The sequence below is a fragment of the Paenibacillus endophyticus genome (assembly GCF_014192395.1).
Taxonomy (GTDB): Bacteria; Bacillota; Bacilli; order Paenibacillales; family Paenibacillaceae; genus Pristimantibacillus; species Pristimantibacillus endophyticus.
In genome coordinates this window covers 44,113-64,294 of the sequence record NZ_JACHXW010000014.1, presented here as the reverse complement: position 1 = coordinate 64,294, position 20,182 = coordinate 44,113, and the positions used below count along the sequence as shown (strand labels likewise).

Below are 20,182 nucleotides of genomic sequence, written 5' to 3'. Positions count from 1 at the left end.
CTTAGTTGGATAAAGAAATGATGAAGGGCAGCATTGATCTATTATTGTTATCCGAATTGAAACGGTGCGATTCGTACGGCTATGAGATTGTGAAGAGCTTAAAGCTAAGAAGCAATGACTTGTATGATATGAGTGAGGGAACCCTGTATCCTGCGCTAAAACGTTTGGAAAATAAGGCATTTGTAGAATCGTATTGGGGAGAAACGAGCGATGGCGGAAGGCGCAAATATTATCGCATAACCGAAAGCGGCAAGACGGAATTATCGCGCAAGCTAAAGGATTGGAAGGATATCAATAGGATGATTATCAACGTTACGGAGGGTGCCACATGAGTCCTATCCAACGATATTTAATTCAGATTTCTTTGAAGCTCGAATGTGAACCTATAACAAAGAAGGAACTGCTCGAGGAATTTCAAGACCATTTAATCTCGTTGAAAATGGAATACATAGATAAGGGCCTCCAGGAAAACGACGCAGAAAAGTGTGCCGTATATGATTTTGGGGATGCTGTTGTCATACATAAAGGCATGGAGAAAAGCTTGCATCCTTTCAAAAAGGTGTACCAATTATTTTTATGGTTTTCATTCATCGGCTATATAGGGATCGGAGTTTTGGTTTTATTTATCGGAAAATATAGTCGTATCATGCATGAAGGTTTCGATGAAGGCGTGACGTTAAGCTTCGATTGGGGAAATCATTTTTATCATCATTTAATTCCGTTTAAACAAATGGACCGTGAAATTTACCAATCGGTATTTTGGGTTGCGACAAGGAATGCTTTTGACATTACATTTTTCAGTACGGCGATAGGTGTCGGCTTATTATTTATTCCGTTGGGTTTTTTCTTCCCCTTGCTATTTAAGGTTTCGGCGCCGCATCGAATCGTTATTTATTCTTGTATAATCGGCGCGACCGTAGAATGGTTTCAATACTTAACGCATACAGGCATGTTAAATGTTAATGATATGATCTATTACGCCAGCGGTGCCTTTTTTGGATGGTTCATGTACTTTTGCATTGGAAAGTTGCAGAGCAAGCGGAGTAGACAGGTTATAGCATAGGAGAGGCGGATAAACCAAAAAAGAAGATTTTTATTTTCGGAGGAAATGTTGTTCGAATGCAAAGCAAAGGCTGGTTTGGGAGTGATGATCTTGTACGATAAATCCAAAAGGAAAATTAGAGGCTGGAAACGGCCTGTTATTCATGGCCATTCGGACCGCTATGATTACAGCGCAAGTATAGCAGGAAGGAGTAAGAATAGCATCTGTCTGCTTATGTTATAATGAAAGAAATCTTTTGCGAAAAGGAGATACATTGATGATCATCCTAAATCACGAACCGATTGTGAAAGCGGACATGCTTATCCGCAAGCCAGTTGAGGAAGTATTCGAGGCGTTTGTTAATCCGGCCATCACGACAAAGTTTTGGTTTACGAAGAGCAGTGGAAGACTGGAAAAGGGCGTACATATTCGCTGGGATTGGGAAATGTACGGGGTCTCGGATAATGTTTTTGTAAAAGAATTCGAACAAAACAAACGTATTTTGCTCGAATGGTCGGATCATACGTTGACTGAGTGGCAGTTTACTCGAAGGACAGATAGCGAAGCCTTTGTCACGATTACGAATTCGGGTTTCACGGGAGATGGGGATGATGTCGTTAATCAAGCCATTGACGGCATGGGCGGATATATGATCGTGCTTTGCGGGCTAAAAGCGCTGCTTGAGCATGGCATTATATTGAATCTCGTATCGGACAAAGCTCCTGATGCCAACGTTCAACGTTAAATATAGGAATTATGCGGCAGTTCACCGATGGATCGGGGCTGCCGTTTATTTTTAGCCGGTTCTTCCTCCAGATCTCTTTAGTCGAATATTCATTAACAGAGCTTGTTTCTTGAAAATTGACTTCTAGGATAGAAAAACGAGATAATTAAGCATAACGAACGTATAGAGTTAAATGGAAGCAAGTTTGAATGGAGGTGCAGCAATGAGCGGTTTGAAAAAAACCTTAGGCATCGCAGCCGGCAGCTATGCCGTGGGACTTGTTGTTTATTGGGTTACTTCTCCTTATATAGCGATTGCCGTACCCGCGGTCGGATTGCTTGTCGCCTTGTCGTTGAGACAGCGCAGCAGGAAAGAAATCGATCAGCGGACACAAGGGCCGGAGCTCCAGCAGGGACAGCAGAACCCGCCGCTGCAGCAGACGATTGCAGGAACGGGAGCTCCGGCTCCGCAAGCGGCACCGGCTGCTCCAGCAGTAGACGCTGCGCCGGTTATTACTGATCCCGAGCTAGCTTCAGCCTTGGAGTACATTGGCATTATCGAAGATATGATTCTACTCGAAGGCAAGCAGAACAATTTGGACGATGAAATCGTACAGAAGACGCTCGCTCTGCTGGCGCGCTTAAACCGCCTGATTCCGGATCTGGTCGCGCTTGGGGACGCCAGCATCAATCATAATATCGTTCGTCTGGTTCGAAGGGATCTGAACTCGACGATCAATCCGTTCCTTAGGCTGAGCGGCGAAGCGAAGCGCCAGAATAGGCGGCTTCTGCTCGATGGGATTAAGGATGTAGATTCGAAGCTGACCTTTTACACGAAAACGATAGAGCAGAAGGATCTTATGGAGCTGCGCACGAAGGCTGAATTGATTCAACAACGTTATCGACTTTCCGATTAATGAAGGGGGAAACAAGCCATGTCACAACAACTCGTCCAATTAAGAAATGAAGATCTCCAGAAGCTGGAACAGGAAGTTCAGGTCACGATGCAAAAGGTCGCAACTACGGATGCGATGCATCTGGACTCGCTCATGGATGAAATCACGAAAAAAGGCCAGAAGACGCTGGAGCGTTCTGGACAGACCTTAACGATGCTGGAGCGTCCGTTGTCCGACCTCATGTCGGGCAAGCGCTCCGAGGTTGCAAGCAATATGCTTAAGCTGCGCAGCGAAGTAGAGGATTTAAGCCGCAGCAAACAGCTAACGCTTGTACAGAAGCTCATGCGCAAGGCACCTATGAAAAACTATATATATAAATATCAATCGGCGAAGTCCAATGTGCAGGTCATCGTCAAATCATTGCGGGACGGACGCGATAATCTGGAGGAAAACGTTGTGCATATGCGCAACTTGAAGCGCAGCAGCTTGGACAATGTGTATGACCTGCAGCTGCTGGTCGAATACGGCAACCGTCTTAAGAAAATGTTCGAGGATGAAATTGCAAAGCCGGAGAATGACCATCGGAAATCGCATCTGGAGCGCGGACTTCGCAAGGTTGTAACGAAGCTTCAGACATATACGGAAATGATCATGCTTTATCAGCAGGCTATTGCCGCTACGGATATTATTAATGATACGAATGACAAGCTGATGGATGCGCTCGACAGCTCGATTGATAAAACACAGCATTTGATGTCGGTATCCGTGCTTATAGCCAGCGCGATTGACGATCAAATGAAAGCGATTGAAGCGGTTAATTCAACGAACGAGATGCTGGGCAATCAATTTGCCGAGAATGCGCGCTTGCTGAACGAAACGAGTGAGCGAGCGAATCAAGCGTTGACCAAGCCGGCTATGAGCATGGAGCTCGTGGAACGGGCGATGACGGATTTATTCTCCGCAATGGACAAATACGAAAATTCCAACCGACAAATTATTCAAACCGTTTCGCAGCAAACGGAAAAGATGACCCAAATCAATCAGAAGGTTGGCCAGCGCCTAGGCATTCAAGCGGGTGCAGGAGCGGGTCAGCGCGAGCTTCCGACTAATGCGGCCAAAGGTTTTTTGGAATAAGCATCGCCTATGATAGTAAATTGGACGGGCCCTCACGGGGCTCGTTTATTTTGTTTTTGGAGGGCTTTTCCCGCGCGGTACGTGCATATATTGGAAATCGGCTGCATAGCTTTAAAGAAAAAATGAGGTGATCCTGTTATGATTAGCGGTATTGCTTTGGCAACGCTTCTTATCGTCTTGATTGTCGTCGCAAGCTCGGAGAGAACGGAAGCGATTTTGCAGGATATGCGGTAACGACTGGTTACGCCTATCTCTGATTTGGTATAATGGAAAAAATTATACTGATGGATCGGAGGTATGCCACATGGAGTTTACCTATGAAATTATATCGGAATCGAATATCAATTTAAGATTTATATACGGGGGAGAATGGTTTACCTTCAATCTGTTCAATCGCGACGAGCAGTGGGTGCTGCATCCATTCGATTCATCGCTGATCCGCAACAAGGATATGAGCAGGCTCGTGATTGCCGATCTCATTCAGCATCGTCCGTTCCAAGTGATGCTTGCCAAAGAGGGCATTATGATCTCCGAATTGAATACGTCCATTCCGCTTGGCCAGCAGCCGGAGCCGGAAGCGGAATACGAGCAGCTTCCCCGGATCAGCAGGGGCTCCGATCGGATTTTTGACGAGCAGCCTTCTTCCTCCGGCAATGAAACTATCGATATTGATCGATTAATTGAGGACAATGATCTGGAAGACTTGATCAGCATGGAGGTCAAGCTGATAGAGTCGCGTCAAAATATGTATAATCAAATTTTGCATCGGATGTTCATGGCAGATTTAGGGCCAACCGATCCCGAGTTCCAGAAAATTCAGCAAATCGTCAAAACCTACGGTGAAGCGAAGTCAAGACTTCTCGCGATACAATAACGGTGCCGCTTCCTGTATAATAGGAGCATTGACTGTTTGTGGAGGAGATTGGATTGGCACAGCTTTATTACAAATACGGTACGATGAACAGCGGCAAATCATTTGAAATCATTAAGGTAGCCCATAATTATGAGGAACAGGGCAAGCAAGTGCTTATTTATTCGCCCTCCGTCAGTGCAAGAGGAGGCGTTGACCGCGTCGGCTCCCGCGTCGGCTTTGAACGGGATGCGATCCCGGTTCAGGAGGACACTAATCTTTATGAGAGCGTGAAGGCGTTTGTCGCAGCCGCAGCGCCTTCCAAGATTTATTGCGTGCTGATTGACGAGGCGCAATTTCTGAAGAAGCATCACATTCTGGAGCTGACAGCAGTCGTGGATGAGCTGAACATACCGGTTATGGCGTTCGGACTCAAAAATGATTTCCAAAACCAGCTGTTCGAGGGCAGCTATAACCTGCTCGTACAGGCAGACAAGATCGAGGAGATTAAGACGATCTGCTGGTTCTGCGACCGCAAGGCTACCATGGTTATTCGTTTTCATGACGGGCAGCCGATGAATGCGGGCGAGCAGATTCTAATCGGCGGAAATGAGGACTACAAGCCTGTGTGCAGGCGCTGCTACAATGAGGCATTCCGTAAGGCTTAGCAGGAGCAGCAGCGAGGCGCAAATCTGGAAAAGAAACAGAAACAGTACACAAAGAAACAGTAAACGATAAGGTCTGTTTTAATATCATTTCCGGAAAATGCAGTTCCCGCTTGTTACGCAGCATAGCGTGAAAAAATAACCTTCAGCTCCACTTTTAAAGTGCTGCTGAAGGTTATTTTTATTTTATGGGATTGTTCTGCCCTTATGGGACAATCCACTGGCGCTGTTACAGGCTGAATTCGCTAGGATTAAGTCCCAGCGTATTACAGATATCACGGACAGCTGCCTGCTCGCTAGGATCGAAATCGCCGTCAGCAGCCCCAATGGCACTGCATACACCGACGATTACACGGCCGACTTCAGGCTTGCTGCGGAATTTCTCAATCGCTTTAAGCGCTTCCTGCTTGCCGATCATGCCGTCAAACTCAATATTGCCTACGTAATGGTTGAAGCGGTTGATGACATCGGTCATGTTAAACACTTTAAGCTCTTCGCTGCGGCTGATGTAGCCGGTCATTTTTTGCTTCTCGTTCGAATCAATGGAGCCGTCTGCACCAGCTACGATAGCACAGCCTGCAACGACTGCATCCAGAAATTCTTTGTTTTTAAACTTTTTGACTTGGTCATTCAAGCCCTGTTTCGTATTTGACAGCCAAGATGTAAATGAACTCATTTTGTTCAGCCTCCCTGAGCGGATTTTTTAGGTTGTATCTCTATTGTAGTTTTATTTGGGGGTAATTAGCAAATTTTGAGGAAAAAAGTCTGTTTTTGCGCAGGTTATTGAGCTGCCGATCCGCTGTGACGGACGTTCGCTGCATAGTGGCTGAAGGGAATGGCGTTCATTTTGAAATCGATTGCAAAATGCAGAAAAACAACGCACATAATCGCAAGAATGCGCCATATTTTCAAACCCTTTTCAATTTTATACTTGTAGGTAATCTCGTCTGTTGCGGTTCTGTGAAAATGGAATAGCACTTGCGGGAGACGGCTATTAAAGTTTCGAGGAGGGTTTGGCTTGAACAGAAAGATGTCGATGATGACGGCAATGCTATTGGTCGTATCGCTAATGACTAGCCTTTTTTCGGTTGGCGCGGCGCCATTGGCGCAGACCGCGGGAGGACTTCCAGCTTACTTGGATCCGTCCAAAAGCGTAGAGGCCCGGGCGGCGGATTTGCTTGCAAGAATGACAATTGAGGAACGCGCGGGTCAAATGATACAGCCTGAGAAGGGAAATATTACACCGGAGGAGGTTAAGCAATATTTTATCGGCTCGGTACTGAGCGGCGGAGGCTCCTTCCCGAATGGCAAGCAGCAGGACAGCACGCGTGAGAATTGGCAGACGCTGATTGACGGCTACCAAGACGGAGCGCTCTCTACGAGGCTGGGTATACCGCTGCTGTACGGCGTAGACGGCGTGCATGGCCATAACAATGTGAAGGGGGCGACTTTGTTCCCCCATAATATCGGCCTAGGTGCTGCGAATAATGCCGAGCTCGTGAAGAGAATCGGCGCGGCAACGGCGAAGGAAATTCGCTCGACCGGCGCGAACTGGGATTTCGCGCCAACGATTGCGGCGCCGCAGGATATTCGCTGGGGCCGCACGTATGAAGGCTACAGCGGCAGCCAAGCGATCTCAAAGGCACTGGGTGCGGCCTATATCAAAGGCTTGCAGGGCGAGACTGCGGCTGAGCGCAGCCAGACGAGCCGGGTGGTAGGCGCTGCTAAGCATTTCATTGGCGAAGGCTATACGGACAATGGAGCGAACCAAGGAAACGTGACGAAGTATACGGAGGATGAGCTGCTTGCTTCGGATTTGGACATGTACCGCGCGGCGGTAGAGGCTGGCGTACAGACGGTAATGGCTTCCTACCACAGCATACAGGGTCTCAAAATGCATGCGAACAAACGGCTTCTAACCGACGTGCTGAAGGGTGAGCTTGGATTTAAAGGCTTTGTCATTTCGGATTATAACGCCATTCAGCAAATTACGCGTGATCAAGACGGGGCGCCCGTGAGCGGTTTGAAAAATCAGCTGCTTGCATCCGTGAACGCTGGCGTGGATATGTTCATGCTGACGGGAGATTGGAAAGCGAGTCTGAACCACTTGATCAGTCTCGTGAAGGATGGCAGCCTCACAGAGGAGCGATTGAATGATGCCGTGCTGCGAATTTTGAAAGTGAAGCTGTCGTCCGGTTTATTCGAATTTCCGAAAACAGACGAAGCGATGACGACATACATGGGAGCGGGCGAGCACCGGCAGCTTGCTCGACAAGCGGCAGCGGAGTCGCTTGTGCTGCTCAAAAACGATGTCGTAAACGGTTCGCCGATCATGTCTCAGCTGAAGGATATGGACAAAATCTTTGTGGCCGGCAAAAACGCCAATGACATCGGCAATCAGTCGGGCGGCTGGTCAATAACATGGCAAGGCGCTTCCGGAGCAATCACGGCTGGAACGACGATCTATGAAGGGCTGAAGGAGGCTGCTGGAGCGAGCAAGACGGTAACCTACAACAAGCACGGACGGGGTGCGGCTGGTTATGACGCGGCTATCGCGGTAGTAGGAGAAACGCCGTATGCAGAAACGACGGGAGATCGCACGAGCCTTAATCTGGACGAGGAGGATTTGGCGACAATAGCGAACATTCGCGCGGCTGATCCGAATATTCCGATCATCGTCGTGCTTGTATCCGGGCGTCCGATGACCATTGCGGATCAAATGGACGATTGGGATGCCTTGATAGCGGCATGGCTGCCCGGTACAGAAGGGCAAGGGGTCGCGGACGTGCTCCTTGGCGCTAAGGAATTCAAAGGGAAAAACCCGATAAAGTGGCCTTTTTACTTGACGAATTATCCCATTATGACGGATTCGAGCCCGAACCTGCTGTTTGCAATCGGCTACGGGCTGACAAGCGGGCAAGCAACGCCTGCATTGCCGGATAAGCCTGTACAGCCGGAGCTGCCTTCTTTGCCGGTACCGGGCAAGATTGAAGCAGAGGCTTTCACGGCGAAGAGCAGCGGCCTGAATACGGAGGATACGCAAGATTCGGGAGGCGGAAAAAATATCGGCTGGACCGCTGCTGGCGCGTGGCTGGACTATCATGTCAAGATTGCCGAGCCGGGGACTTACAAAGCGGAATTCCGCTATGCGGGCAACGGCGGCGCGACAGGCATTAAGGTGAAGACGGAGGACGGAGCGACGGCAGGCACGCTGAACGCAGGCTCAACCGGCGGATGGCAAAACTGGCAGACGGCTGCGGCCGAGAACATCGTATTGACCAAAGCCGGACTGCAAACGCTCAGACTGGAATTTATCGCAGGGGATATGAATTTCAATTGGGTCGAATTTACGCGGACGGGAGATGTGCCAGCTGGCAACGGCGGTGGCGGCACAACAGATCCAGGCAATGGCGGCAGCGAGTCCGCATTTATTGATGGAGCTGTCGAAGCATGGATCTCTAGCGAGCGTGACGCGGGAGACCGCAAATGGTATTACGCGGATCGGTACTTGGCGGGGGATAAGAAGCTGGAGCAGCAGGACAATCTCGATCTGGCGCTGCCGAGCGGCAACACCGCGACTGCTATTACGATTGATCCGGACAAAAAATATCAAACGATGCTCGGCATCGGCTCGTCAATGGAAGAAGCAACGATTCATAATCTGATTAAGATGTCACCGGAGAAGCAGAATGAATTGCTACGCAAGCTTATCGACAAGGATAACGGCATCGGGATGAGCCTGGTTCGGCTCACGATCGGTACTTCCGATTTCACCGCGCAAAAATTTTATTCTTACGACGACTTGCCGGCAGGCGAAACCGATGTCGAGCTCAAGAAATTCTCGATTCAGAAGGATATCGATTTCGGCATTATCGGCACGGTCAAAAAAATGCAAGCGATTAACCCGGAGCTTCAGTTTTTCGCATCGCCATGGAGCCCTCCGGGCTGGATGAAAACGACCGACAGCATGGTCAGGGGCCAAGTGAAGGAAGAGTACCTTCCGGTGCTTGCTTCCTATTACGTGAAGTTTCTCGAAGCGTATGCGGAGCAAGGGATCTTCTTCGAAGGCATGACCTTGCAGAATGAACCGCTGCTCGAGATTGATTATCCGAGTACGGCAATGTCCTGGCAGCAGGCAGCAAGGCTTGCCAAGCTGCTGCGCGCGAAGCTGGATCAACACAGCGATGCCAAGATCAAACGCGTGAAGCTGTGGATGTTTGACCATAATCCAGGTGACACGATGGCATACCCCGCTCAAATTCTCGGCAATCCGATTGATGGCGCGTATGACGCAATCGAAGGAACGGCGTTCCATGATTACGGCGGCGAGCTGTCGATGATGACGGAGCTGCATAAGTTGTTCCCGGAGAAAAGCGTTTACTTGACGGAACGTGCCGTATGGGGTACTGCAGGCGCTGACCGTATCGCGCAATACTTCCGCAATTATGCCAAAAGCTATAACAGCTGGGTCACGATGCTGGACAGCGATATTTCCTCGCATCAATGGGTAGGCGTTCCTGATCCAACGCCGGTTGTGCAGGATTCCTCGAATCCGGACCATTATTGGCTGCTGCCTGAATATTACCTGATGGGGCAGTACACGAAATTCGTAAAGTCGGGTTACGTAAGGATTGACAGTAATTACGGTTCGGCTTCGACCGTGACGAACGTTGCGTTCGCAAGCCCAGACGGCAAGGAGATCGTAGCGGTTGTGACGAACCAAACAAATGACGCCCAGCCGTTCAAGTTCCTAGTCGACGGCTTGCAGATAAACGCGGTTATTCCGGCCAAATCTACCGCGACCTATCGCTGGAACCGTACACAAATTGCGGACGTTCCGGCAGTGATTGACGCGACTCGCTATACAACGGCTGAAGGCAGCTTTGCCGTTGATCCGAGCGGGTACTTAGGTTCCTTTGCGGCAGACGGAACCGCTTCGTTTGATTACGCTATTGGCGTCGCGGAGGCAGGCGAGTACGATTTGGATTTGGCGCTGGCGGGTTACCAGACGGATGGCTCGGTAAGCTTTGAGCTGAATGGAGTGCCGTTTGTGACGCTTCCGGTTAAACAGACGACGAACCAGTGGGGGGATTTTGCAAGCCAGCGGGTGAGAGTCGAGTTGCCGGCGGGCACGCATAAATTAACGATGTCCGCCAGCAAGAACGACTACAACATCAAGAGCATCGCATTCTCGAAGGCTGCGGGGGAGGCTGTTCAGCTTCCAGCCCTTATCGAGGCGAGCCGGTTCGAAACGGCTCATCAAGTATTGATTGACGGTGCAGCAGTAAGTTACGCCGATCCAGGCGACTGGATGGATTACAAGGTGCAAGTGCCTGCGGATGGCAGATACGGCATCACGTATCAGTACGCGACGATGAATGTAGGAGCGCGAGCAGAGCTGGCGATTGGTGCGGAAGTGCTTGCGACGACGGAGCTTCCGCAAACCGCAGCATGGGATGCTTGGGAGACGGCAGCTGATTCGGTCATACTGACTGCGGGTATCCATACGCTGCGTGTACGTATACAAGGCCAGAGCTTTAATCTCAATGCGCTCGCAATAGGTCCAGCTATAATAGCCGATGCATCGGCTGTTACGGAAGGAGCGGAGGATGGCCAAGCGATTACCGTACATTTGCTTAATGACATTTACAAGCAAGAGCTGACCTCGGGAAATTGGTCGATTGAAGGTTATGAGGGGACTGTGGCTGACAGTGTTTACCGAACAGCCGATAACATCGTCAACCTGAAAGTAAGCGGGTCAGCTGTTCGTGACTATGATACGGATCGAATCGTTACCGTTACGGCGAGTGCTTACGAGGCGGAAACCGGCAGCATGGGCGGTATGATGAGTACGCAGGCAGTATTTAAGGCCATTAATGACGACGAATCGTTATCCTTGTCTGACAATGAGGTTGCTTACGGCGTAAATGGCAAGGAACTCATTCTGACGCTTGCCGGCGGCAATTTCATAGCATCGGAGCTTGATGCGATTACGTTGTCCGGCACAGCGCTGACAGAAGGAGGCGTGTCGCTTGGCGCTGCTGAGCTGATAAACAAGTCTCAAGCGAAGCTTATACTGAACTGGAACGAAAAGGTTTATTACAATGAATTGGAGCTTCAGGTTAATGTTCCTGTCCAAGCATATAACGATTCCAGCAGCGGTAAGGCGCTCACGGCGAACGCAGCCCTGCTCGGAACAGAAAACGTGACAGCTCCGATTGGTTTGTTAAGCTTTCATGCGCTTGATCAATTCAATCGTCTGAAAGGATTCGCAGTTACCGGAACGGGCAGCGAAGCGAAGCTGTCGCAAATCGATGCAGGCGATTATGCCGATTATTTGGTCAACGTACCGGCAGCTGGTCCGTATGCGGTTACCTTTAAGGTGACGTCGAACAGCCAAGTCGTAAACGGCATCGTGCTTGAGGCGCAGAACGGCGCAGTCCGCAAGGTACTGACCGTACCGAATCTCTACAACCAAGTCGTGGAAATGCGGGTTGTTATGGACTTGGCTGAAGGGGATCAGAAGCTGCGGATCGCGGCTGGAGCGTCAGGCTACGAGCTGCGAGGCATCGCTATCGAGCCGCATGGGGCGCAGACGATGGACGAGAGCGGCTCCATGAAGATCGAAGCGGAAAGCTACAGCCGCGCGGATGCGGCAGCCGTTCAAAGCAATCTGGACGGGGAGACGCTGCTGTTCAAAAACGTAGGCTTTATCGCCGCGTCAGGCTCGCTTTATTTTGACGTGAATGTGGCTAGAACGGGCTTCTATAAAGTTACCTACCGCTATGCGACGCCGCAGGCTGGTGTAAGCGGAACGCTGTCTGTGAGCGGCAGCAAGCTGTCGACCACGCCGCTGGGCGCAAGCGGGGGCTGGAATGCCTATGTGGAAACATCCGGCATTGTTAAGCTGGATGAAGGCGTGCAAAGCCTGCAGTTCACGAGCAACAACGATGGCGCGAACTTGGATTGGATCGTGCTGGAAGAGACGGAGGAGGCTGCTCCTATTACGGGTACTGTTTCGCTTCCCACAGCATCGCTCAAGCCGGGCGCTTATCAGGGACCGAAGGAGCTGTCGCTGACATCGGCTACCGAAGGAGCGGCGATATACTACACCACGGACGGTTCGGTTCCAAGCAGCGTGAATGGAAAGCTTTTTACAGGAAAGCTGAAATGGAACCAGCTAGCAGTCATTCGTGCTATTGCAGTAAAAGAAGGTATGAAGGATAGCTATATCGCGCCATTCACGTATATCATTACGCCTGGCGAGGATCAGCCTAGTCCAACACCAACACCAACACCGACACAAGGACCTGATGTGACACCGGGACCTATTGGAACGACAAATCCGGGCAGCGGAACGGGAGGGAAGCACCTTACAGCTCCGATTCCGGTTGTGGATGCCGGCAGTCGGGTAGGGAAAACCGAAATCAGCCAAGCGATGCTCGATAGCGTATGGAAGCCTGGCCAGAGCGCCAGCGATGCCGTAGAAACGATCATCATAACGGTTCCAAGCGCGAGCGGCGCAAACGGCTACGAGATTGGGCTGCCGAAGGCTTCGATCAGCACGGCCAAGCTGTCGGTTCAATACGAAGTGAGAACAGCCTCCGGCACGCTCATTGTCCCAAGCCATATGTTGAATTCGCTGCCTGAGGACGCCAAAAGCGTAACCATCGTAATCGCAAGCGTCGATAAGTCCAAGCTTAGCGAGGAAGCGCGCAGTGCGATTGTCGACCGGCCAGCCGTTGAGCTGAACCTTTATGTAGATGGTATCAAAACGGAGTGGAATAATCCGGAGGCGCCTGTAAACGTGGCGGTAAGCTATACGCCAACGGCTGAGGAGCTGCAAAGCAGCGAGCATATGACCGTGCGTTATTTTGCCCCGGACGGCCGGGTTATCGCAGTGCCAAGCGGCAAATATGACAGGGCGAAGGAGGCTGTAACGTTTGCGACGAACCATTTCAGCACGTATGGTGTCGTATTTGTACAACAATCCTTCGATGATTTAGGCAAGCATGCATGGGCGAAGCAAGCAATCGAGGTTATGGCCTCGAAGGGCGTCATAAACGGCGTTTCGTCCAAAGCATACGCGCCTTCCGAGAAGGTGAAACGCGCGGACTTCATTACGCTGCTTGTCAGAACGCTGAATTTGCAAGCGGCCGCTCAAGGCAGCTTTACCGATGTCGCGGAAGGCGCCTATTACTATGAGGCGGTTGCCGCCGCGAAGAAGCTCGGCATCGCAGCAGGCCGCTCGGATGGCTCGTTTGATCCGAATGCGGCGATTACAAGGCAGGAAATGATGGCGATGACAGCGAGAGCGCTGCAGGTTTCCGGCAAAAAGCTGAAAGCTGGCAGCTCGCAGGAGCTGAGCGGCTTCACCGATTTGCAGCAGCTCGCACCATATGCCAAAGAAAGCGCCGCGCTGCTTGCGGCGAACGGCATCGTGAAAGGCGCCGGCTCGAAGCTTAACCCGCGGGGCTTGACGACACGTGCGGAAGCAGCCGTCATGATGTACGCGATTTACAACAAATAACGCAAGCGACTTACGGAAATAAGCTGTCCCGCAGGCATGATGCCAGGCGGTGACAGCTTATTTTTTCGTATGATCAGGCGTTGCAGCAGCAGAGGATGCATGGCCTGTCACGCGCTTATTCTATGAAAAGTTTTTCAAAATAGTCGTCAGCCGTTCACTCTATCAATCTCTCGAATACGATGAGGTATCAAATGATAGGAGTTGATCATGTGTCCTTTTATTTTAAGTTGCTCTCGTACCAAGGCAGAGACGTAGAGGTTGTCCTCGCAAATGGCGAAGTCATTGCAGGAGTTCTCCTTTCAGTGGGCTTCTCCTATGTTGTCGTTCAAGCGTTAAGCGTACCGGGATACGGCGGAACCGAAGACGTATTAATCCGTTCCAGAGTTATTGTTTATGTGCGTGTTTTATAGGCAGGGGTGCACGGATGATGGCCGCAGACGCGATCTAGTCGAGCTGCTGATAAAGACGCCGGCCGCATTGCCGGCAATCGGGCAGGGTATGGATTTCTCTCAAAGCGGCAAAAGAATCGGCAGCCGGCAGCGCTTGTCCGTTATTATTCCGGCTCGGAACGAGGAGAGGACTATCGGGCGCGTTATTCTGGAAGCCAAGCAGCTGTCTCCGATTGAAATTATCGTAATTGTGAACGGCAGCACGGACCAGACGGAAGTAATAGCCAAGCAGCTCGGCGCAGCGACAATCGTCTACCAAGAGGCGCTCGGTACGGATGTCGGCCGTGCGATCGGGGCTAATGCGGCTGCCGGCGATACGCTGCTGTTTCTGGACAGCGACTTCTGTATCCCTTGGAGAGAGCTCGTCCCTTTTTGCGACGCGGTGCTGGAGGCTTGTGATTTGGCCGTGAACCGGCTTGATCACCACCTCGGCATGCGGATGCCCTGGCATGCGGTGACGGCGTTGAAGGCGGCGCTCAATACAGCGCTTGGCCGAAGCGATTTGATGAATGCATCGCTGGTGCCGGTTCCGTTCGCCATGAACAGGAAGGCGCTTGAAGCGATTCATTGGTCGACGCTGTTATGCCCGCCGAAGGCTTATGCGCTCGGTATGCTTGCGGGGCTAAGCATTAAGCCGGTGCATACGGTTGAGGTGGATCGGCTAAATCGCTACCGTCCCCATAAGCACAGCAAGGCAGGAGAGGAGCAGTCGCATGCGGCGATGCAAATTATCGGCGATCATCTGGAGGCACTGCATGCTATTCATAGCAGGAGGCAAGTGGAAGGAGAGATAGGATGCAGCGCGAACCAGGCAAAGTGAGCATTGTAATAACCAACTATAATCGAGCAGCCTATTTAATTGAATGTTTAAACAGTCTGAAGCAGCAGTCCTATGTAAATACGGAAATTGTATTCGTCGACGATGCTTCGACGGATCGGTCAGTAGATATCGTACAGGCTTGGTGCGAGGAAAATGGACTAGCGGGTACCGAAGCATTCGTCCTCGTTCGGATGCCGAGAAACGTGGGCTTCTCCGGAGCGGTAACGACGGGTCTATTCGTCGCACGAGGCGAGTTTATTGCGGTGCAGGATGCTGACGACTTCTCTCATCCGCAGCGTCTGGAGAAGCAGGTCTCTTATTTGAGGAATCACCCTGAGATTGCGTTGGTTGGAGCGAGCTATGCGACGTTTGAGGATGCGGAAGATGAGAATAAACGCGTATTCGAGCAGGCGAAATGGCTTCGCTATGGGGAGGATATTCGCAAAGTATACCAAAATGGCGGACACTGCGTGTGCCACGGCACGATTATGTTCAAAGGCGCTGCCTTTGACCTGATAGGGGGGTTAAGCCGCCGGATTGTCGGCGCTGAGGATTACGAATTCATCGTCAAATTTCTGCATAACAAGGATCAGATTGCGAACATTCCTGAAATTCTCTACTACTACAGGCAGCATGCGAGCCAGCGCTCGCTGGCCTATTATCCCCATAAGGAGTGAAGCGAAATGGAGAGCTCGCGGTTATCCGTGTTGATGGCTCTAGACAGTATGGATGCCGGCGGCACAGAAACGCATGTATTAAGTTTGGCCAAAGCTTTGATTCGAATGGGTCAGCGCGTAACGCTGATCTCGGCAGACGGGCTTATGCGTCCTCAGTTCGAGGAGGCAGGCTGTCCCGTCTTTCTTTTTGACTTCGAGCCGCTTGGCATATCCGGGCAGGCACAGCGGATAGCCGGGCTGCAGGAGGTGCTGCGAGTGCGCGAGGTGAATTGCGTGCATGTCCATCAGACACCTTCCGGCTTGCTCGCAGCCCAAGCAGCCAGCGAGCTGGGAATCGCTACCGTGTTCACAGCGCACGGAACGTATTACCCGCAGAGCAGCGCAAGATTGCTGATGAAGCTCTCGCAAGCGGTTATTAGCGTCAGCGCGCCTGTTCAAAGCTATACGCAGCGGCTCGGCTTCCCCTCGACAGTTGTGCCGAACGGCATCGATTTGTCAGAGTTTTATCCCGTCCAAAACTCGAACCTGCGCTTAGAGCTGGGCATATCAGAGGAGGCGGTCGTCCTTGTCTACGCAAGCAGGCTGGCATGGGGAAAAGGAACCGCATGCGAAACGCTTCTGCGGGCGATGAAGGATCTTCATCGTTACGGCTGGCAACAGCTGGAGCTTGTTGTCGTCGGTGACGGACCCAAGCTTAAAGCGATAAAAGCGCTAGCCTCGTTCATCGAGGAGGAGAGCGGCCGTAAGTTTATCCATGTCCTTGGCAAGCAAGCACACATGGGCAAGTATTATCACGCAGCGGATATTGTAGTCGGAACGGGGCGTGTCGCGCTGGAGGCGATGGCATGCGGCAAGCCGGTGCTCGCTATCGGCAACCACGGTTATTTCGGATGGGTCGAGCCAGGCAGCTACGAACAGGCATGGGCGCATTATTTTGGAGACCACGGTTCAAATGCAGCCTATTCCCGCTATTTGTTTGCCAGCGAGATTGGGCGGGGCTGCCGGGACCTTGCTTGGCTGCATTCCCTAGGCTCGGAAGGGCGGCGCTGGGTTGAGAGGGAATTCCATATCGATTCCAATATTCAACAAGTGGCAGACGTATATCGTGCGGCGATCGGCAAAACACAGTGAAGGGCGGTACGCTATGAAAAGGATATTGTATGTAGGATGGATTGGATTCAACAACGTGGGTGATGAGCTGATGTGGCTCTTGTTCCGCGATTTGTGCAGAGCGTATTTGCCGGATAAGAAATACGATGTGATACCTTCGATCCCAGGCGTAGACATACGCAATCCCGGGCCCTACGATACGGTCGTGCTGGGCGGAGGATCGCTGCTTATTCCAGGCTATATCGATGTAGCCTACCAGGCGGCGCTGAAAAAAAAGAAAGTAATCGTCTGGGGCAGCGGGCACGACCGCCAAGAATTTCCCGTGCTGGACACCAGCGGCAAGGTAGAGGCTAACCTAGCCTACACCGCTGAGCATGCCGAAACGAATGAAAAGCTGAAGGAGCTGGCAAAATTATCCGATTTCTTTGGAGTTCGCGGCCCGCTTTCCTATCAGTTTCTTGAAGATTCCGGCGTCTCGCCTAAACATGCTGTCATAAGCGGAGATCCGGCGTTTCTGCTTCCGGCTCCTTCCCCGCTCAGCGCATCGAAGAGAAGCCGAACGATCGGCGTAAACTGGGGAACGGCCTATAACCGGATTTTTGGCGGAAGCGAGGTGAAGGTCGAGCAGCATATGATTGAATCTTTGCGGCTGTTGATAGCACAGGGCTACCGAGTTAACATTTTCTCGGTGTGGGGACCGGATCGAGAGGCATGCAAGCGGCTGTATGCGAAGCTTGGAGATCCCCAGAACGTCGAGCTTGACCTTGAGCTGCATCATCACGAGGACCTGCTTGAGAAATTGAAGGGGTACGCGTTCACTATCAACTTCAAGCTGCACGCGAGTTATATATCGGCAGCTGCGGGCGTTCCGTTTATCTGTCTCGGTTATCGCTTCAAGTGCGTGGATTTTGGTTTATCCGTTGATCTTTCCGATTACGTACTCTCAACAGGAGATGCGCAGCTGTGTGCGAGCATCATGAGCCTTGCAGGTCGAATCGAGAAAGAAAGGAATACGATCCGCGAGCGGTTCTATGCCTATCAAAGCCGGTATCGCGAGCAGCTGAAAAGGCCTTTCGAGGAAGGGCTGCTCTAAGCATGAAATAGGAGCTGCCTGCGGCTAAACTGAACTGTGACCCCTAAGAGGGTCACTTTTTTAAAAGTGTCCTTCTTAGGGGTTACAATTCAAACGGCCTGCAGGCGGCCTTTTTTTATCGTGATTTTTGCCCAAGCAGGTTGACATGGAAAAATAGTTTGTGATATATACAAAGAGGGATTAGCACTCAGAGAGTTTGAGTGCTAATATAGAGGGTGACGGTTAACAGCAGAAGGCCAATGAGGCCTGCCTGTCACGTATCCTTATTGATTACATAACCAACGAATGGGAAGGGGATCTATCCATGTCCAAAAAACAGTTCAAAGCAGAATCGAAACGATTGCTGGAAATGATGATTAACTCCATTTATACGCAGCGCGAAATCTTCCTGAGAGAGCTGATCTCGAATGCAAGCGACGCGATCGACAAGCTGTATTACAAAGCACTTACAGATGAGCAACTAGTATTCAACAAAGAGGACTATTACGTCAAAGTGGTGGCTGACAAAGAAAGCCGGACGTTGACGATTACAGATACAGGCATCGGGATGTCAAAGGAGGAGCTCGAGAATAACCTCGGCGTTATCGCGAAGAGCGGCTCGTTTGCATTCAAGAAGGAAAATGAACTGAAGGACGGCCACAACATTATCGGCCAGTTCGGCGTAGGCTTCTACTCCGCGTTCATGGTAGCAGATGTTGTTACCGTTACGACAAAGGCTTTCGGAAGCGACGAGGCGTTCAAATGGGAATCGACAGGTGCAGACGGCTATACGATTGAGCCGGCTGAGAAAGCAACAGCAGGTACCGAAATCGTATTGAACATCAAGGAAAACACCGAAGACGACCAATATGACGAATACTTGGAAGAATACCGCCTGAGATCGATTATTAAGAAATATTCCGATTTCATCCGTTATCCGATTAAAATGGATGTGAAAGGCCAACGTCCAAAAGAGGGCGCTGACAATGAGTTCGAGGAGTACCAGGAAGAGCAAACCGTCAACAGCATGGTACCGATCTGGCGCAAAAACAAAAACGAGCTGACGCAGGAGGACTACGATCAGTTCTACTTCGAGAAGCGCTATGGCTTCGATAAACCGGTCAAGCATCTGCATATTAGCGCGGATGGAGCGGTTGTATACAACGCGATCCTCTATATCCCTGAGAATACACCGTTCGATTATTATACGAAGGAATATGAGAAAGGGCTGGAGCTTTATTCGAATGGCGTGCTCATTATGGATAAATGCTCGGACCTGCTCCCGGATTATTTCAGCTTCGTCAAAGGGATGGTAGATTCCGAGGATCTATCGCTCAACATCTCGCGCGAGATGCTGCAGCATGACCGCCAGCTGAAGCTTATCGCCAAAAACATCAACAGCAAAATCAAAAGCGCGCTGCTCGGCATTCTCAAGGATGAGCGCGAGAAATACGAGACGTTCTACAAAGGCTTCGGCAGACAGCTGAAGTTCGGCGTGTACAATGATTACGGCGCTAACAAAGACGTGCTGCAGGATCTGCTGCTGTTCCATTCCTCCAAAGAGAAGAAGCTTGTTACGCTTGATGAATACGTGTCGAGAATGAGCGAGGATCAAAAGTATATCTATTATGCGTCAGGCGAGTCGATCGAGCGTATTGAGCGTTTGCCGCAGACGGAGATGGTCTCCGACAAAGGCTTCGAGATTCTTTATTTCACGGACGATATCGATGAGTTCGCGATCAAGGTCGTCGCCAAATACAAGGATAAAGAATTCAAGTCCGTTTCAAGCGGCGATCTAGGCATTGAAGCTGACGAGAAGGACAAGGAAACAGCCGAAGAGCAGGAGCTGCACAAGGAGCTCTTCGAGCAAATGAAGGACATTCTACAGGATAAAGTAAAAGCGGTAAAAGCGTCAAAACGCCTGAAATCGCATCCGGTTTGCCTCTCCACCGAGGGCGAGGTTACGATCGAGATGGAAAAAATCTTGAAGGCGATGCCGAACAGCCAGGATGTAAAAGCGGATAAGGTGCTCGAAATTAACGTGAACCATGAAATTTTCGCAGCGCTTAAGGATGCCCAAGGAAAAGATCAGGCGAAGCTTAGCCTTTATACGAGCTTGCTTTACAATCAAGCGTTGCTCATTGAAGGCTTACCGATCCAAGACCCGGTATCCTTCACGAATGATATCTGTAAAGTAATGGTTTAGTTGCAAGC

General features: G+C 50.8%; 15 protein-coding genes. 14 read left to right on the top strand and 1 reads right to left on the bottom strand.

Translation table 11 applies throughout. From position 1 onward, the window contains the following. The first annotated feature begins 5 nt into the window (after positions 1–5). The 7 genes from FHS16_RS20545 (at position 6) to FHS16_RS20515 (ending at position 5,313) form a co-directional block, all read left to right on the top strand. Positions 6–332 (top strand): PadR family transcriptional regulator, encoded by a 327-nt coding sequence (locus FHS16_RS20545; RefSeq protein WP_183567015.1) that lies wholly within the window; start codon positions 6–8, stop codon positions 330–332. Then, on the top strand, positions 329–1,063 hold the full coding sequence (locus FHS16_RS20540) for a VanZ family protein (RefSeq protein ID WP_221226427.1): 735 nt from the start codon (positions 329–331) through the stop codon (positions 1,061–1,063). The genes FHS16_RS20545 and FHS16_RS20540 overlap by 4 nt, the downstream gene beginning before the upstream one ends. A gap of 256 nt (positions 1,064–1,319) precedes the next feature. Further along, positions 1,320–1,787: an SRPBCC family protein gene (locus FHS16_RS20535; protein ID WP_183567009.1), complete on the top strand. Its 468-nt coding sequence runs from the start codon at positions 1,320–1,322 to the stop codon at positions 1,785–1,787. Between the two features lie 202 nt (positions 1,788–1,989). Next, a complete protein-coding gene (locus FHS16_RS20530; protein ID WP_183567006.1) occupies positions 1,990–2,682 on the top strand; it encodes a hypothetical protein in 693 nt (230 codons plus the stop codon). Positions 2,683–2,700: 18 nt separating this feature from the next. Continuing rightward, entirely contained in the window at positions 2,701–3,795 is a 1,095-nt protein-coding gene (locus FHS16_RS20525) for a toxic anion resistance protein (RefSeq protein ID WP_183567003.1), read from the top strand. Positions 3,796–4,099: 304 nt separating this feature from the next. Then, positions 4,100–4,669 carry a hypothetical protein gene (locus tag FHS16_RS20520; protein ID WP_183567000.1) on the top strand — a complete coding sequence of 190 codons (570 nt, stop codon included), beginning with the start codon at positions 4,100–4,102 and terminating at the stop codon, positions 4,667–4,669. A gap of 53 nt (positions 4,670–4,722) precedes the next feature. Then, complete coding sequence (locus tag FHS16_RS20515; protein ID WP_183567231.1) at positions 4,723–5,313, top strand: thymidine kinase; 591 nt, start codon at positions 4,723–4,725, stop codon at positions 5,311–5,313. 226 nt (positions 5,314–5,539) lie between these two features. On the opposite strand, the gene FHS16_RS20510 is transcribed toward FHS16_RS20515, so the two are convergent. Then, positions 5,540–5,986: a tellurite resistance TerB family protein gene (locus FHS16_RS20510; RefSeq protein ID WP_183566997.1), complete on the bottom strand. Its 447-nt coding sequence runs from the start codon at positions 5,984–5,986 to the stop codon at positions 5,540–5,542. Positions 5,987–6,328: 342 nt separating this feature from the next. Here FHS16_RS20510 and FHS16_RS20505 point away from each other — a divergent pair, with 342 nt between their 5' ends. From FHS16_RS20505 to htpG, 7 genes are all read left to right on the top strand, one after another. Next, complete coding sequence (locus FHS16_RS20505; RefSeq protein WP_246431868.1) at positions 6,329–13,840, top strand: glycoside hydrolase family 3 N-terminal domain-containing protein; 7,512 nt, start codon at positions 6,329–6,331, stop codon at positions 13,838–13,840. A gap of 209 nt (positions 13,841–14,049) precedes the next feature. Continuing rightward, positions 14,050–14,250 (top strand): hypothetical protein, encoded by a 201-nt coding sequence (locus tag FHS16_RS20500; RefSeq protein WP_312890997.1) that lies wholly within the window; start codon positions 14,050–14,052, stop codon positions 14,248–14,250. After that, positions 14,234–15,109, top strand: a complete 876-nt coding sequence (locus FHS16_RS20495) for a glycosyltransferase family 2 protein (RefSeq protein WP_183566991.1) — start codon at positions 14,234–14,236, stop codon at positions 15,107–15,109. The genes FHS16_RS20500 and FHS16_RS20495 overlap by 17 nt, the downstream gene beginning before the upstream one ends. Further along, positions 15,085–15,786 (top strand): glycosyltransferase family 2 protein, encoded by a 702-nt coding sequence (locus tag FHS16_RS20490; protein ID WP_183566988.1) that lies wholly within the window; start codon positions 15,085–15,087, stop codon positions 15,784–15,786. Before FHS16_RS20495 ends, FHS16_RS20490 begins: the two co-directional genes overlap by 25 nt. 6 nt (positions 15,787–15,792) lie before the next feature. After that, entirely contained in the window at positions 15,793–16,917 is a 1,125-nt protein-coding gene (locus FHS16_RS20485; RefSeq protein WP_183566985.1) for a glycosyltransferase, read from the top strand. 13 nt (positions 16,918–16,930) lie between these two features. Continuing rightward, on the top strand, positions 16,931–17,989 hold the full coding sequence (locus FHS16_RS20480; protein WP_183566983.1) for a polysaccharide pyruvyl transferase family protein: 1,059 nt from the start codon (positions 16,931–16,933) through the stop codon (positions 17,987–17,989). 304 nt (positions 17,990–18,293) lie between these two features. Continuing rightward, positions 18,294–20,174 (top strand): molecular chaperone HtpG, encoded by a 1,881-nt coding sequence (gene htpG, locus FHS16_RS20475; protein ID WP_183566980.1) that lies wholly within the window; start codon positions 18,294–18,296, stop codon positions 20,172–20,174. The last annotated feature ends 8 nt before the right edge of the window (positions 20,175–20,182 follow it).